A 15,333-nucleotide genomic window follows, 5' to 3' on the forward strand; every position below is an offset into this window, starting at 1 on the left:
GCCTATCTTCTTGCGAATGTGGCGCCAACCCGATGGCCCGGCACAACAGGGACGGCGGCGGGCGACTCGAATTTCACAAAAATCCGCCGTAAACCTGTATCTTGAAGAACGTAAAAAAGTGTTACAAAGACACCATGTCACCGCCCGGGTGCCGGCCATCGGACATCGAGATGTCAGGCCTGCAGCGCCGTCGCGGGGGCTTTTCGCCAAGCCGATCCCAGTGCCAATGACAACCCTCGCCCTTCAATTCGAACAATACGGCGCCTGGAGAACCGGGGTACTCCACTCCCTGGCCGAATTCCGCTCCTGGCTGCAGCAGCACGATCTCTACGACGCCCAGGCCGACGAACGCGTCCAGCGCATCCAGGGCGTGCTCAAGAGCGACCGGCTCAAGGTGGCGTTCATCGCGGAGTTCTCGCGGGGCAAGAGCGAGCTGATCAACGCGATTTTCTTTGCCGACTACGGCCGTCGCATCCTGCCGTCTTCCGCCGGGCGCACCACGATGTGCCCGACCGAGCTACGCTACGACGAAGCCGAGGCGCCGTGCATCCGGCTGCTGCCGATCGAGACGCGCCTGCAGGAAGCTTCCACCGCCGATTTCCTTGACGTCGATGCGCACTGGCATACCGTGCCGCTCGACCCCTCGTCGCCCGACGGCATGCTGGATGCGTTCCGGCACGTGGTCGAGACCAACCGTGTCACGCGCGAGATGGCCCAGTCGCTTGGCCTGTACAACGAGAACGATCCCGACGCCGCCTACGCGCTCGATGCCGACGGCATGGTCGAGATTTCCCGCTGGCGCCACGCGGTCATCAACTTCCCGCATCCGCTGTTGCGCCAGGGCCTGGTCATCCTCGACACGCCGGGCCTCAACGCGATCGGCACCGAGCCCGAGCTGACGCTGCGCCTGATTCCGGACGCGCATGTCGTGGTGTTCATGCTGGCGGCCGACGCCGGCGTGACCAAGAGCGACCTCGACCTCTGGCGCAGCCATGTGAGCGCAGGCCACCGCAAGGGGTGCCTGGCGGTGCTCAACAAGATCGATGGCCTGTGGGACCCGCTCAAGTCGCCGGCAGAGACCGCGGCCGAGATCACGCGCCAGGTCACAACCAGCGCTCATGTGCTGGGCATCGACGAGTCGCGCGTCTACCCGGTGTCGGCGCAGAAGGGCCTGGTGGCCAAGGTCACCAACGACGACGACTTGCTGGCGCGCAGCGGCCTGCCGCAGTTCGAGCACGTGCTGTCTGACCAGTTGATCCCGCAGCGGCGCGAGATCGTCGCCGACCAGGTGCAGCGCTCGGTCGAGGAGATGGCGCGCGGCGCGCAGCAACTGCTGCAAAGCCGCCGCCGCAGCATCGTCGAGCAGTTGTTCGAGTTGCGCGGGCTGCGCGGCAAGAACCATGCGATGGTCAAGCACATGCTGATGCGCGTGCAGTCGGAGAAAGAAGAGTTCGAGCAGAGCATCGCCAAGTTCCAGGCGCTGCGGCTGGTGTTCGGGCGCCATAGCGCGGACATCATAAAGAGCCTGCAGCTGCGCGACGTGCGCCGCACCATGCGCGAGCGCCGCGAGCAGATGAAGGAGCGTTTCTTCTCGCGCGGCATGCGCGAGGATATGGACGCCTTGTTCGCGCGGCTTGGCGAACTGGTCAGCGAGTCCGACCAGAAGATCACCCAGCTCCACCAGCTCACCGACAGCATGTACCGCCGCTTCAATGCCGAGCATGGCTTTACGCTGCCCGCGCCGATCCAGTTCGTCACCGCGCGCTACGTCAGCGAATTGCAGCAGACGCTGGCGTTGGCCCATACGCACTTCGGCGCCATGAACATGCTCACGCGCTCGCGCCCGCAGCTGGTGCAGAGCGCGTTTTCCACCATCGCCACGCGCGTGCTGGAAACCTTCCGGGATCTGAACCGCGATATCGAGATCTGGCTCAAGTCGGTGATGACGCCGCTGGAGGCGCAGGTGCGCGAGCACCAGAAACAGTTGCGCCGCCGGGTCGATTCGATCGAGCGCATCCACGAGGCCACCGACACGCTCGAGAGCCGCATCGCGCAGCTCGAGGAAGTGCTCAACGGCCTGGACGATCGCAGCGGGCGCATCGAAATTTTCTCCAGGCGGATCCTGCAGCCGGACGCCGACGAGGGGCAGCTCAGGGCGTTCGCGGCCTGAAGCGCGGCCGGCGCAAGTCCGGCGGCGAATGCAGGTGGCGAGTGCGGGTGGCGGCGAGGCGGTATCATGACGCGCCGCCGCTTCCGGCGCTGTTGCTGTGTTGCCTTACCCGTCACGTACCCGATGCCCCGCAAGCCCGCTGCTTCTCCTGCCGTTTCATCCGATCTTTCCCCCGCCGTGGTTCCTGCCGATTTCGCCGCGCGCGTGGTGGGCTGGCAGCGCGTGCACGGGCGCCATGACCTGCCGTGGCAGAACACCCGCGACCCTTACCGTATCTGGCTGTCCGAGATCATGCTGCAGCAGACCCAGGTCAGCGCGGTGATCGAGTATTTTCAGCGTTTCGTCGGCCGGCTGCCAACCGTGGCCGCATTGGCTGAGGCCAGCGCGGATGAGGTGATGGCGCTGTGGGCCGGGCTTGGCTACTACTCGCGCGCGCGCAACCTGCACCGCTGTGCCAAGGCCGTGATGAGCGAGCATGGCGGTGTGTTCCCGACCGACCCCGAGGTGCTGGTGACGCTGCCCGGCATCGGCCGCTCCACCGCTGCTGCCGTGGCCGCGTTCAGCGCCGGCGTGCGCTCGCCGATCCTGGATGGCAACGTCAAACGCGTCTTTGCCAGGTTCTTTGGCATCCATGGCCATCCCGGCGTCAAGGCGGTGGAGAACCGCATGTGGCAACTAGCCGATGCTGTCCTGCCCGCCAAGGGACCGGCGCAAGCCGAGGACATGGTGTCCTACACCCAGGGCGTGATGGACCTTGGCGCCACTGTCTGTTCGCGCGGCAAGCCAGCCTGCCTCGCCGCCGCCGCGTCGTGCCCGCTGGCCAGCGACTGCGTGGCGCGCCGCGACGGGCTGACCGGCGTGCTGCCCACGCCGAAGCCACGTGCAGCCATTCCCGAGCGCAGCACAGTGATGCTGCTGGTCCGCCGCGGCCGCGAGGTCCTGCTCGCACTGCGCCCGGACAGCGGCATCTGGGGCGGGCTGTGGAGCTTGCCCGAAATGCCGGTCGATACCGTGCCCTTCGATGCGGAACTGGCCGAAGACGCCGCGCTGGAACGCGCCCGCGAATTCGGCAATCCCAGCACGGCCAATATGGTTGGCGAGCTCACCCACGTATTCACTCACTTCCGCCTGCTGATCCGCGCCATTCGCGTCGACGTCACCGGCCTCACCGCGCGCGATGCCGCCAACGGCCCCGCGCTACGCTGGCTGTCACTGGACGATCTGGATGCGGTAGGCACGCCCGCGCCGGTGCGCAAGCTGCTGGAGACGCAAGCCCAAGGCGGATTGTTTTAACGTTGCTTAGAGAATGTGGTGCTGGTGCATGTACTTATGCACGATCTCGATCCGCATGCCCGCGTCCGGCAGCGCCATCAGCATCTGCTTGGCCTTGAGCGGCACCGGCAAGAACTCGCACAGCCGATTGGCCACCCAGCTGGGGTCATCCCACAGGAACGGCTCGCAGAAAGGCAGCTCGCCCGGATGCTCGGCATGGAGCGAGGCAACGATACGCCGCAGCACGGCCAGGCATTCGCCCAGCAGTTCGAGCTTGCAGTCGATGATGTCGGGCGGCAGCAATACCGCCTGGCCGACCAGCAAGCCGTCCGGGTTCACGCTGTGGCCCAGCAACCGGAAGCGTTGGCGGCCGCGCGCACTGATCAGCAGCACGCCCAGTTGCTCCATATTGCAGTCGATGATGTCGGCCAGGCAGCCGATCGTCTCGGGCATGGTGGGCTCGTCCGGGCGGGCGACTTCATTGCCGCTGGCGATCAGGCAGACCCCGAAGGGGGTGCGATCGCGCATGCAGGCGCGCACCATGTCCACGTAGCGCGCTTCGAACACGCGCAGTGGCAGCAGCCCATCGGGAAAGAGTACGGTATGCAGCGGAAACAGCGGCAGGCTATCCAGCGTAGGCCCCGCCGACGTGCTGTGCGAGGCGGCGAACGATGCGGATGAGCCGGGCGTGGCGGGTGAGGACATGCTGAACCAGCAAAGGTTTCGGGCGAGGATTGCCGAGCCTGACCACGAAACCTGGCGGTGCGGCGTTTAGCCGCCTGGTGCGAGCTCGCGGTGTCTCACCAGCACATTACCATGGGCGCGAAAATAGTTGGCAAGTCTTTCCGCGATGTACACGGAGCGATGCTGCCCACCAGTGCAACCGATTGCGACGGTCAGGTAACTGCGATTGTCAGCGATGAAACTTGGCAGCCACTTTTCCACATAGGCGCGTATGTCCTCGGCCATGGCCAGCACCATCGGCTGGCTTTGCAGGAAATCGATCACGGGCTCGTCGCGGCCGGTCAGCGGGCGCAGCGCCAGGTCGTAGTAGGGGTTGGGCAGCGAGCGCACGTCGAACACCAGATCGGCGTCGCTGGGCACGCCGTGCTTGAAGCCGAACGACTCGAACAGCAATGTGAGCTTGAGGTCATCGCCGCGCACGAATTCCTTGATCCACGCGCGCAATGTATTGGTGCGCACATTGCTGGTGTCGATGCGGTGCGCAGCCTCCGCCAGCGGGCTCAGGAGCTCGCGCTCCATCTCGATGGCCTCGATCAGCGAGGTGTCGTTGAATGCGGCTTCGGCGGTACTGTCGGCGAGATTCTCGTTCTTGGGATTGGCCGAGAGGCCAGCCATGGCTGCGCGCATCGATAGCGGATGCCGCCGCCTCGTCTCGGAATAGCGCTGCACCAACGCATCGGTATTGGCGGTCAGGAAGACCACCCGGACCTGGTGTTCGGAGGCGAGGTTGCGAAGCGTGCCGGGCAGCTCGTCCAGCGATTCGCGGCTACGGATATCGGTGGCGACGCCCAGATGGGTGTAGCCCTGTGCTGCGAGGTACTGGGCCAACTCCGGGATAAACTGCGCCGGCAGGTTGTCGACGCAGTAGTAGCCCGCGTCTTCCAGTACGTTCAAGGCAACGGATTTGCCGGAGCCGGAGATCCCGGTGATAAGTATGATGCGCATAGCACGACAAGCATAACATCAGGTGATGACGCCGTCATGACGGCGCGGCGCCAGTAAAAATGGCGAACCGAAGGGGTTCGCCATTTTTACACGTCCGCGCCGCAAATGATGCCGGCAGCTTACTTGGACAAGCAGTCGCTCATGAAGGCCTTGCGCTCGTCGCCCTTCTTGCCGGTGGCCTGGGCGTTGCAGGTCTTCATCTTTTCCTGCTGGCTGTTCTTGGCGGGTGCGGCCGCGGGCTTATTGGACAGGCAATCGCTCATGAAGGCCTTGCGCTCATCGCCCTTCTTGCCGGTGGCCTGCGTGTTGCAAGCCTTCATCTTGTCCTGCTGGGTGTTGGCTGCCGCCGGTGCCGCGGGTGCAGCGGCCGGTGCATTCTGGGCGAAGGCGCCGGTGGCAAAAAGCGGGGCTACCAGCACGCACATCGCGATCAATTTTTTCATGCTTGCTCTCCTGGCTGTGGGAAACTTCATGGCTGCTGGCCTGTCGGCTCGGCAACTCGGGGCTGGGCCCAATGCCCATTACTGCACAAAACGGCCTATGACCCCATCGCGTTGACCATCGAAGCGCGGCCGGATGTAAGCAATTGAAAACGGCCCCGTCGTGGTGGTACGACGTGGGCCGGTCAAACCTAGAGTAGCCGGCCCTGGCCCCGCGATGCGACATCGGCCTGCATCGCGGCGCGCTGGCGGTCCATGAAGTCGCGCAGCGTGTCGATGCCGCGCAGGCGCAGGATGGTGTTGCGCACCGCGGCCTCGACCAGCACGGCGAGATTTCGGCCGGCCGCCACCTGGATCTTGACCATGTGGATGGGCAGGCCGAGCACGTCGAGATACTGGGAGTCCAGCGGCAGGCGCTCGAATTCGCCATCGTTGCGGCGTACCAGCTGCACCACCAGCTTGAGCTTCATCTTGCGGCGTACCGCAGTCTCGCCAAAGATGGTCTTGATGTCGAGCAGGCCCAGGCCGCGCACTTCCAGCAGGTTCTGCAGCAGCGGCGGGCAGCGGCCCTCGATGAAGTCCGGCCCGAGGCGTACGAAATCGACGGCATCGTCCGCCACCAGCCCATGTCCGCGCGAGATCAGTTCCAGGCCGAGTTCGCTCTTGCCCAGGCCGGATTCGCCCATCACCAGCACGCCCATGCCGAGGATGTCGAGGAACACGCCGTGCATGGTCACGCGCGGCGCGGAAATGCGCGACAGATAGAGGCGCAGGTGGTCGATCACCGCGGCCGAAGACACCGGCGTGGTGAACAGCGGGGTGGACGAGCGCGTGCAGCGCAGTTCCAGGTCGGGCGGCGGCTCCATGCCGTCGGCGATCACCAGGAACGGCGGCTCCAGCAGGATCAGCTCGCCCATCTGGCGCTTGCGCATCTCGTCATCGAGGCGCTGGTAATACGTGATTTCGGGCTTGCCCAGCACCTGGATCCGGTTCGGGTGGATCAGGTTCAAGTGGCCGACGAGATCGGCCGCGGACGTGGCTTCACGCGCAAACTCGACATCGAAGGCCCGGTCCGCGCCCTCCAGTCCTGCTACCCAGGAGAGTTTGATATCGGCTGCGTTGTCGTCGAAGATCGACTGCGAGGTGACGCCAGTGAGTTCCATTCGGGTGCTTTCAGGGACGGGCTTTCAGTGCCGGATCAAGGGTGCCATTGCGTCAGCAACTGATGCACGTCGTTGGGGGTGGGCAGGGTAGCCAGTCCTTCGCGCATCTCGCGGTCAGACAGCAGCTGGGCGATCTCGGAGAGGATTTCCAGATGCTGCTGGGTGGCCTGTTCGGGCACCAGCAGGAAGATCAGCAGTGCGACCGGCTTGCCGTCGGGCGACTCGAAGGGGATCGGCTCGGCCAGGCGCATGAAGGCGGCCAGTGGCTGTTTCAGTCCCTTGATGCGGCCATGGGGGATCGCAACCCCCGCGCCAAGGCCGGTGGACCCGAGCGACTCGCGGGCGAACAGGTTGTCGGTCACGGTCGCGCGCGCTACGCCATGGTTGTTCTCGAAGAGGAGCCCGGCCTGTTCGAACACGCGCTTCTTGCTGGTGACGCTGACGTCGAGGTTGATGTTGCCGGGTGGCAGCAATTTAGCCAAACGATTCATGTGGAATGCGCAGGGTTTTCTAGTAAGCAGGCCCGGGGCCAGGAGGCGTCCCGCCGGGCGGAAAGAGGATAAGAACCAGGGCCCGAGGTTTCCACCGGGTGTCCCCCCATGCCGGTGTCAGGCGTCTGGCCATTATAGAGCAGGCCCGCTTCCGCTTTGTGCATTGCAATAGCCGATGCGCTCAAGCGGTGCTGCATGCACCGGAATGGCTAGGCCAGTCAACCATGTATTGCACAGCATACACTGCTACATATGCGTTGCGGAATCCCCTGCGTGGCCCGATCGGGCAGGCTGCAACGAAAAAGCCGCGCTCTGGGCGCGGCTTGATTCCGTTTTTCAAGGGACTGACACCGACGGCCCGGTATGTGGGCCGCCAGGCACGGTCATTGCTGCATCTGCGATGCGGCCATCTGATACTTGACCGCTTCACGGTCGTGGCTCTGCACGCGATCCTTGTGGCGAATCACCTGCCGGTCGAGCTTGTCGACCAGTGCGTCGATAGCGGCATACAGGTCTTCATGATGCGCTTCGACAAAGATGTCCTTGCCCTTGAGATGTAGATTGATTTCCGCGTACTGCCGCCGGTCCTTTTCTTTTGTATTGTCGACAGAGAGCAGCACACTTACGCCAATGACTTGATCGAAATGCCTGACGATACGCTCCAGTTTCGTTTCCACGTACTCACGCAGAGGGGGCGTGATGTCCAAGTGGTGTCCACTGATCTTGAAGTTCATAGCGTTTCTCCTTCTGAAAGAGCTGCATCAGGCAGGCGATGCAGCTCGGCTACAAAGTCTTACGGAGATTTACCGCGGGAATCTTGAGCGCTTCGCGGTATTTGGCAACGGTACGCCGTGCCACCACAAAGCCTTGCTCGCCGAGCAATTCGGCAATCCGGCTGTCGGACAAGGGGTTCCTAGCGTCTTCGGCTCCTATCAATTGCTTGATCAACGCACGGATTGCCGTTGATGAGGCCGCGCCGCCGGTTTCTGTGGATACGTGAGAGCCGAAAAAATACTTCAGCTCGAAAGTCCCCATCGGCGTTGCCATGTATTTATTGGTAGTCACCCGAGAGATGGTGGACTCGTGTAAACCCAGTGTATCGGCAATCTCCCGCAAAACCAAGGGGCGCATCGCAATTTCACCGTGGGTGAAGAAGTTCTTTTGACGTTCGACAATGGCTTGTGCGACGCGCAATATCGTATCGAACCTTTGCTGGATATTCTTGATCAACCAGCGTGCTTCCTGCAGTTTTTGCTGCAGCCCGGCCGCGCCAGCGTCGCCTTTTGCACCGCGCAAAATCTGCGCGTACATGTCGTTGATGCGTAGCCGCGGCATCACATCCGGGTTGAGGTGGGCGATCCATCCGCCGCTCAACTTTCGAACAAAAACATCGGGCACCACGAAGTCCGCTTCTGGCCGGCTGTAGGCGTGGCCTGGATAGGGCGCGAGCGAGCGGATCAGTTCATGTGCTGCCTTGAGTTCCGGCTCGTCCACTTGCAGCGCTTTTTTCAGGCGCGTGTAATCGCGCACCGCCAGCAGCTCCAGGTGATTGGTGACGATGCTCAGCGCCAGTTCGCGCTGCGGATGCTTGAGCCTGCGCAATTGCAGCGCCAGGCACTCGGCGGCGTTGCGCGCCCCGACGCCCGGCGGATCGAAGCTCTGCAGCAGCGTGAGCACAGCCTGGATCTCGTCGACCTCGAACTCGAGCTCCTCCGGCAGCTCGCTGCAGATTTCCTCGAGCGTGGTGCTCAGGTAGCCATCATCGTCCAGGGATTCGACCAGGAAGATGGCCAGCCCTTTGTCGCGCAGGGAAATCTTGAGCGGCGCCAGCTGCTCCATGAGGTGTTCACGCAGCGTGGGCTCGGCATCGCGCAGCTGCATCGGGGTTTTTTCGTCGTCTTCGCCTTGCGGGCGGCGTGCGAAGTCGTCCAGGCTCCAGTCGCTGCCGTAATCCTCATTGCTGTCAGAGTAGCTGTCGTCGGCTTCGGGGGCGCCATCGGGGCGGTTCTCGCTGGTGCCCTGGCCATCGGCTGGCGCCGGCGCGGGCGCGCTCTGCAGGTTCACCGAGCCGTCCGAAGATACGCGCAACGGGCTGTCCAGCCAGTCGTTCTCACGCTCGAGCAAGGGGTTCTCGGTCAGCGCCTGTTCCACTTCCTGCTGCAGTTCAAGCGTGGACAGTTGCAGCAGCCGGATCGACTGCTGGAGTTGCGGCGTAAGCGCGAGATGCTGCGAGAGGCGGAGCTGTAGCGACGGTTTCATGCGACCTATTTTATGCCCAACTTCCGTACTGGTGGAACGGAAATTGCTATCGCTGGTGTCGCTATGATCGTTTGAAGGATAAAAGGCGACACTGAAGCCGCCGGGGGGCGATGCGCGGCAGGCGCCGCGCGCCCTTACATACGGAAGTTCTCGCCCAGGTAGACCTTGCGCACCGACTCGTTGGCGATGATGTCTTCAGGCTGCCCGGACGCCAGCACCGCGCCTTCGCTGATGATGTAGGCGTGGTCGCAGATGCCCAGTGTCTCGCGCACGTTGTGGTCGGTGATCAGCACGCCGATATTGCGTGCCTTGAGGAAGCTGACGATGCGCTGGATTTCGCCCACCGCGATCGGGTCGACGCCGGCGAAGGGCTCGTCGAGCAGGATGAAGCGCGGCGCGGAGGCCAGCGCGCGGGCGATTTCCACGCGGCGGCGCTCGCCGCCGGACAGCGATAGCGCCGGGTTGTCGCGCAGGTGGGCAATCTGCAGGTCATCCAGCAGGGTGTCCAGCCGGCGCTCGATCTCGACCTTGCCCAGGGGTTTGCCATCGTTGAGCTGCAGCTCCAGCACTGCGCGGATGTTCTCCTGCACATTGAGCTTGCGGAACACGGAGGCTTCCTGCGGCAGGTAGGACAGGCCCATGCGCGCTCGCTCATGGATGGCCAGGCCGCTGATGTGCTTGTCGTCGAGCACGATATCGCCCTCGTCCAGCGCCACCAGCCCCACGATCATGTAGAACGACGTCGTCTTGCCCGCGCCGTTGGGGCCCAGCAAGCCAACCACCTCGCCGCTCTTCACGTCGAGCGACACGTCCTTGACCACGGTGCGCGAGCCGTAGCGCTTCTTCAGGTGGCGCACGACCAGCGTGCTGCCGTCCTTCAGGGTGGCGGGCTGGGACGGTGCGGTTTGGGTAGCGGTCATGAAGGTGAAGTCAGAATCCGTGGGTCAGGGGTTGACGGGGGCAGTTGCCGGCTTGAGCGGCAGAGGGCTGGCTGCGGCACCGCTGGCGGGCTGCTCCTGGCGCGGCGACAGCACGGCGCGCACGCGGCCCGACGGGCTGCCCGCGGTCGCGTTCTCGGCGCCACCGCTGGCCGTGTAGAACTCGTTGCGGCTGTCATAGGTGATCACCGCGCCGCGGATCTCGTCGACCAGCTTGGCGCCGGCCAGGCGGGCCATGCGGGCGCGCCCGATCAGCTTGGACAACTCCTGCTTGCCGTCATATTCGATGCGGTCGCCCCAGCCGTCGATGTACTCGTCGACGTTGTCGCGCTTCTGGCGGATATAGGCTTGCTTGCTGCCCTTGGAGGTCGCGACCGCGTACTGGTAGCCCTCGGGATCGGTACGGACTTCGGCTGCGTCGGATTTGAGCACCATGGTGCCCTTGGTCAGCACCACGTTGCCGGTCAGTACATAGACCTGCTTGACGTCATCGTAGCTGGCATTGTCGGCCTCCAGGACCAGCGGCTTTTCGCGGTCGGCCTTTTCGGCGCTGGCGGGCGCGGCCAGCGTGAGGCCAAGGACGGCGGCCAGCGTCAGCAAGGCGGCCGTGCTGCGGCGCAGACAGGACGAAGTCGTCGGGAATGGATTCATGTTGGCGTGATGGCGGTTGACGCGGGCGGCTGGTGCCCGCGGGCGGCTTCAGGGCTACTTTGCGGGACTCGCCGGCGGCGGCCCCGTGATGATGGTGCCGCGTACGTTACCCAGCAATTGTACTTCGCGAGTGACATTGTTGAAGACCAGGCCGTTGGCGGTCATCACCGATGGGCCGCGGGTCAGCTTGACAGCCTTGTCGGTCTTGACGATGTCATCGTTCACCAGCACCTGGAAGTACTCCGAGGCGGCCGTCATCTGCGGATCCTTGGCGGGGTCGGGACCCTGGGCGCGCACGATGAAGGCATTGCCGAACAGGTCGATGACCGAGCCTTCCGCGTTCATCGTGCCGCGATCGGAGTGGCCGGTGACGGGCGGACGGTCGATTTCATAGGAACGCATGGCCGGACGCGTCACATCGTAGGTCTGGTCGTCCTCGAAGTGGATCATCTTGTCGCCGGTGAAGCGCAGCTTGGTGTTGCCGTCCTCGGCAAGCTCGGTCGCGGAAAAACGGATCATGTAGTAATCCGGTTCATGCTTCTTGCCTACCGGCCCGGTGTCCGCTTCTTTCGGGGAGTTGACCTGCACCAGCCAGAAGGTGCTGCCCGCCACCAGCGCCATCAGTAGCAGGGGCAGGGCTCGCATGGCAAGCCGGCTCAGGGAGGACAGGATTTCCCGCATAGGCATGGGCTGGCCTCAGATGACCTTGGCGCGGGTCAGGTCGTGGATGTGGAGCGCGCCGACCAGGCGCCGCTCCGCGTCGACCACCAGCATCTGGTTGATGCGATTCGCCTCCATGACCTGCACGGCTTCCACGGCCAGCTGGTCCGGCCCGACGGTATGCGGTGTGCGGTGCATGACCTCGCTGATGGGTACGGTCTTCCAGTCGCGCGGGGTTTCGAGCAGGCGGCGCAGGTCGCCATCGGTGAAGACGCCGATCAGGCGGTCGTCCGGGTCCACCACCGCGGTCATTGCCATGCCTTTGCGGGTGATTTCCATCAGGGCCTGCGCCAGTGGTGTGCTCTCGCGCACCTTGGGCACCGCGTTGCCGCTGCGCATGACGTCGCGCACGTGGGTCAGCAGCTTGCGCCCGAGCGCGCCGCCCGGATGCGAGCGGGCAAAGTCTTCCTCGCCAAAGCCGCGGGCATCCAGCACCGCCACCGCGAGCGCGTCGCCCATCGCCAGTGCGGCGGTGGTGCTGGCGGTCGGGGCCAGGTTGAGCGGGCAGGCTTCTTTTTCCACGCCGGCATTGAGGTGCGCGTCGGCCAGCTTGGCCAGCGTGGACGCGGGGTTGCCGGTCACGGAGATGAGCTTGGCGCCGATGCGCTTGACGATCGGGACGATCGAAAGCAACTCGGCGGTCTCTCCGGAATTGGAAAAGGCGATCAGCACGTCGTCGCGCGTGACCATGCCCAGGTCGCCGTGGCTGGCTTCGGCCGGATGCACGAAAAACGCGGGCGTGCCGGTCGAGGCCAGCGTGGCCGCGACCTTGCGGCCGATGTGGCCCGACTTGCCGATGCCGGACACGACGACGCGCCCGCTGCAATTGAGCGTCAGTTGCACGGCCTGCGCAAATCCGTCGTCCAGGCGGCCTGCGAGGGCGGCGACGGCGTCGGCTTCGATCTGGAGGGTTTCGCGAGCGAGCCTAAGTGCTCGATCCGCATTGAAATTAGCTATCATGGCGACGAAGTATACCAACGAATGCGATGGCGCTTGGGCTGTTCCTGGGATCGGGCGGCCGGGGCGCCCATCGCGCTTGCCGTAATCCGCCGGCAGGGCCGCCCGCACCGGGCCGGCCCGGTGCCCGGCGCGGCGTACCCTGACCCTGTCGATGCACTCTCCGCTGGACCTTACCCTTGTCCTGCTGGCCGCCGCCGTGTTTGGCGTGGTCGCGTTTCGCATGTTGCAGTTGCCGCCGATGCTGGGGTACCTGGTCGTGGGCATCCTGATCGGGCCGCATGCGCTCGGCCTGGCCAGCGATACCGCGCAAACCAAATACCTGGCCGAGTTCGGCGTGGTCTTTTTGATGTTCTCGATCGGCCTGGAGTTCAGCCTGGGCAAGCTCAAGGCGATGAAACGGCAGGTGTTCGGCCTGGGTGGCTCGCAGGTGGTGCTGTCGCTCCTGGCCGTGATTCCGGCGAGCTGGGCGTTCAACTGGCTGTTTCCGCTGTCCTGGCAGGCCTCGGTGGCGCTGGGCGGCGCGCTGGCCATGTCATCTACCGCCATTGTGTCCAAGATGCTGTCGGAGCGGCTTGAGCTGGAGAGCGAGCACGGGCGCAACATCATCAGCATCCTGCTGTTCCAGGACCTGGCCGTGGTGCCGCTGCTGATCGTGATCCCGGCGCTCTCGCGCGATCCGGGCGACCTGATGATGGCGCTGGGCCTGGCCACGGTGAAGATCGTGGTGGCCCTGAGCCTGATCTTCTTCGTCGGCCAGCGTCTCATGAGCCGATGGTTCCACATCGTGGCGGCGCGCCGCTCGCAAGAGCTGTTCATGCTCAACCTGCTGCTGGTCACGCTGGGCATGGCCGCGCTGACCGAGCGGCTCGGCCTGTCGATGGCGCTGGGCGCCTTCATGGCCGGCATGCTGATCTCCGAGACGCCCTATCGCCATCAGGTGGAGGAGGATATCAAGCCCTTCCGCGACGTGCTGCTGGGGCTGTTCTTCGTCACCATCGGCATGCTGCTCAATATCCATGTGGTGCTCGATCACTTGTGGCTGGTGCTGGCGCTGCTGGTGGTGCCCATTGTCTTCAAGCTGGTGCTGATATCGGGCCTGGCCCGCTTGTTCGGTTCGCGCCAGGGGGTGGCGATCCGTACCGGCCTGGGCCTGGCGCAGGCCGGCGAGTTCGGCTTCGTGCTGCTTAACCAGATCGACGGCCTGAACCTGGTCGACCCGGTGCTGATCCAGGTCATCCTGGCCTCCATGTTGTTGTCGATGCTGGCGGCACCGTTCCTGATCCAGTACAGCGACGCCATCGTGCTGCGCTTTACCGCCAACGAATGGCTGATGCAGTCGCTCAACATGACGCGCATCGCGGTGCAGAGCCTGCAGACCGAGAAGCACGCCATCATCTGCGGGTTTGGCCGCAGCGGCCAGAACCTGGCGCACATGCTGGAGCGCGAGGGCATTACCTACGTGGCGCTGGACCTCGACCCGGACCGGGTGCGCGAAGCCGCCGGCGCGGGCGATACGGTGGTGTATGGCGATGCCGGCCGGCGCGAGGCGCTGATCGCGGCGGGCCTGCATCGCGCGGCAGCCTTGATCATCACTTACAACAACACGCCCTCGGCCCTCAAGGTGCTGCATCATGTGCAGGAACTGGAGCCGGCGCTGCCCGTGATCGTGCGCACCATGGACGACTCGGAGCTCGACATCCTGCAAAAGGCGGGCGCCACCGAGGTGGTGCCCGAAAGCATCGAGGGCAGCCTGATGCTGGCCTCGCATGCGCTGGTGCTGCTGGGCGTGCCGATGCGGCGCGTGGTGCGCGGGGTGCAGGAGGCGCGCGATGCGCGCTACAGCCTGCTGCGCGGCTACTTCCACGGCCGCGACGACGAGGAAGACATGGTGGAGCGAGAGTCCGTGCGGCTGCACTCTATTTCGCTCGGCCCAGAGGCCACGTCGGTGGGGCGGCGCCTGGGCGCGCTCGGGCTGGACCGTATCGGGGTGGAGGTGACGGCGGTGCGCCGGCGTGGCATCCGCGCGTTCGATCCGGAGCCCGATACCGTACTGGAGCCGGGCGATATTGTGGTATTGCGCGGCCAGCCAGAGGCGCTGGAAGCGGCCGAGGCGCGCATGCTGGCCGGCTGAGCCCGCGCTATGCGCTCAGTGGCGCCGCAAGTTCGGGTTCATGCCGCCACGCGGCTGCCGGCGTGTGCCTCTTCCGCCCACGATGGCGGCAGGCCCTCCAGCACGGAGCGCGCATCGAGCGAGCCAATCGGGATGCGCGGGTCGGCGGGAATGCGGCCTTCGCCTTGCAGCATCAGGTAGCGCAGGCAGCATACACGCAGGAAGGACGTAAAGTTTGCGGCCTCGCCCCGGTAGGCGACCAGTTCGTCGTGCAGCCGGGTGATGAGTTGGCCCACGCTCATGCCGTCGCGGCGCGCCAGCGTTTCGAGCACTTCCCAGAACAGGCTTTCCAGCCGGATGCTGGTGGCCACGCCGTGCAGCCGGAGCGAGCGCGACTGGCCCTGGTACGACTGCGGGGTGGCCCGGATGAAGATTTCACACATAGAAGAACTCCCGTACTTAACGGCCCG

General features: G+C 64.7%; 15 protein-coding genes. 3 read left to right on the plus strand and 12 right to left on the minus strand.

Features of this window, described 5'->3' with window-relative positions:
• The first annotated feature begins 226 nt into the window (after positions 1-226).
• Positions 227-2,170 carry a dynamin family protein gene (locus AC1DQR_RS05310; protein ID WP_416047531.1) on the plus strand — a complete coding sequence of 648 codons (1,944 nt, stop codon included), beginning with the start codon at positions 227-229 and terminating at the stop codon, positions 2,168-2,170.
• A gap of 123 nt (positions 2,171-2,293) precedes the next feature.
• Positions 2,294-3,463: an A/G-specific adenine glycosylase gene (mutY, locus tag AC1DQR_RS05315; RefSeq protein ID WP_416047532.1), complete on the plus strand. Its 1,170-nt coding sequence runs from the start codon at positions 2,294-2,296 to the stop codon at positions 3,461-3,463.
• Positions 3,464-3,469: 6 nt separating this feature from the next.
• Here the strand turns inward: mutY and AC1DQR_RS05320 are convergent, their stop codons facing one another.
• The 11 genes from AC1DQR_RS05320 to AC1DQR_RS05370 form a co-directional block, all read right to left on the minus strand.
• Complete coding sequence (locus AC1DQR_RS05320) at positions 3,470-4,147, minus strand: LON peptidase substrate-binding domain-containing protein (protein WP_477132644.1); 678 nt, start codon at positions 4,145-4,147, stop codon at positions 3,470-3,472.
• Between the two features lie 66 nt (positions 4,148-4,213).
• Entirely contained in the window at positions 4,214-5,131 is a 918-nt protein-coding gene (rapZ, locus tag AC1DQR_RS05325) for an RNase adapter RapZ (protein WP_416047534.1), read from the minus strand.
• Between the two features lie 119 nt (positions 5,132-5,250).
• Positions 5,251-5,574 (minus strand): PsiF family protein, encoded by a 324-nt coding sequence (locus tag AC1DQR_RS05330; protein ID WP_150991818.1) that lies wholly within the window; start codon positions 5,572-5,574, stop codon positions 5,251-5,253.
• A 188-nt stretch (positions 5,575-5,762) separates the two neighbouring features.
• Positions 5,763-6,734 carry an HPr(Ser) kinase/phosphatase gene (gene hprK / locus AC1DQR_RS05335; protein WP_006159437.1) on the minus strand — a complete coding sequence of 324 codons (972 nt, stop codon included), beginning with the start codon at positions 6,732-6,734 and terminating at the stop codon, positions 5,763-5,765.
• Between the two features lie 35 nt (positions 6,735-6,769).
• Positions 6,770-7,225 (minus strand): PTS sugar transporter subunit IIA, encoded by a 456-nt coding sequence (locus tag AC1DQR_RS05340; protein ID WP_416047535.1) that lies wholly within the window; start codon positions 7,223-7,225, stop codon positions 6,770-6,772.
• A gap of 383 nt (positions 7,226-7,608) precedes the next feature.
• Positions 7,609-7,959 (minus strand): ribosome hibernation-promoting factor, HPF/YfiA family, encoded by a 351-nt coding sequence (gene hpf, locus AC1DQR_RS05345; RefSeq protein WP_006159435.1) that lies wholly within the window; start codon positions 7,957-7,959, stop codon positions 7,609-7,611.
• 49 nt (positions 7,960-8,008) lie between these two features.
• Positions 8,009-9,484, minus strand: a complete 1,476-nt coding sequence (locus AC1DQR_RS05350) for an RNA polymerase factor sigma-54 (protein ID WP_043343436.1) — start codon at positions 9,482-9,484, stop codon at positions 8,009-8,011.
• A gap of 134 nt (positions 9,485-9,618) precedes the next feature.
• Entirely contained in the window at positions 9,619-10,404 is a 786-nt protein-coding gene (lptB, locus tag AC1DQR_RS05355) for an LPS export ABC transporter ATP-binding protein (RefSeq protein ID WP_477132645.1), read from the minus strand.
• 24 nt (positions 10,405-10,428) lie between these two features.
• Entirely contained in the window at positions 10,429-11,073 is a 645-nt protein-coding gene (lptA, locus tag AC1DQR_RS05360) for a lipopolysaccharide transport periplasmic protein LptA (protein ID WP_416047537.1), read from the minus strand.
• Between the two features lie 54 nt (positions 11,074-11,127).
• A complete protein-coding gene (gene lptC, locus AC1DQR_RS05365; RefSeq protein ID WP_150991856.1) occupies positions 11,128-11,754 on the minus strand; it encodes an LPS export ABC transporter periplasmic protein LptC in 627 nt (208 codons plus the stop codon).
• Between the two features lie 15 nt (positions 11,755-11,769).
• A complete protein-coding gene (locus AC1DQR_RS05370) occupies positions 11,770-12,753 on the minus strand; it encodes a KpsF/GutQ family sugar-phosphate isomerase (protein WP_150991810.1) in 984 nt (327 codons plus the stop codon).
• A gap of 151 nt (positions 12,754-12,904) precedes the next feature.
• On the opposite strand from AC1DQR_RS05370, the gene AC1DQR_RS05375 reads away from it, so the two are divergent.
• Complete coding sequence (locus AC1DQR_RS05375; RefSeq protein ID WP_416047538.1) at positions 12,905-14,884, plus strand: monovalent cation:proton antiporter family protein; 1,980 nt, start codon at positions 12,905-12,907, stop codon at positions 14,882-14,884.
• Between the two features lie 38 nt (positions 14,885-14,922).
• On the opposite strand, the gene AC1DQR_RS05380 is transcribed toward AC1DQR_RS05375, so the two are convergent.
• A complete protein-coding gene (locus AC1DQR_RS05380) occupies positions 14,923-15,306 on the minus strand; it encodes a ribbon-helix-helix domain-containing protein (RefSeq protein WP_043343452.1) in 384 nt (127 codons plus the stop codon).
• Positions 15,307-15,333 lie beyond the last annotated feature (27 nt).

Source organism: Cupriavidus sp. 05L411 (assembly GCF_056398045.1).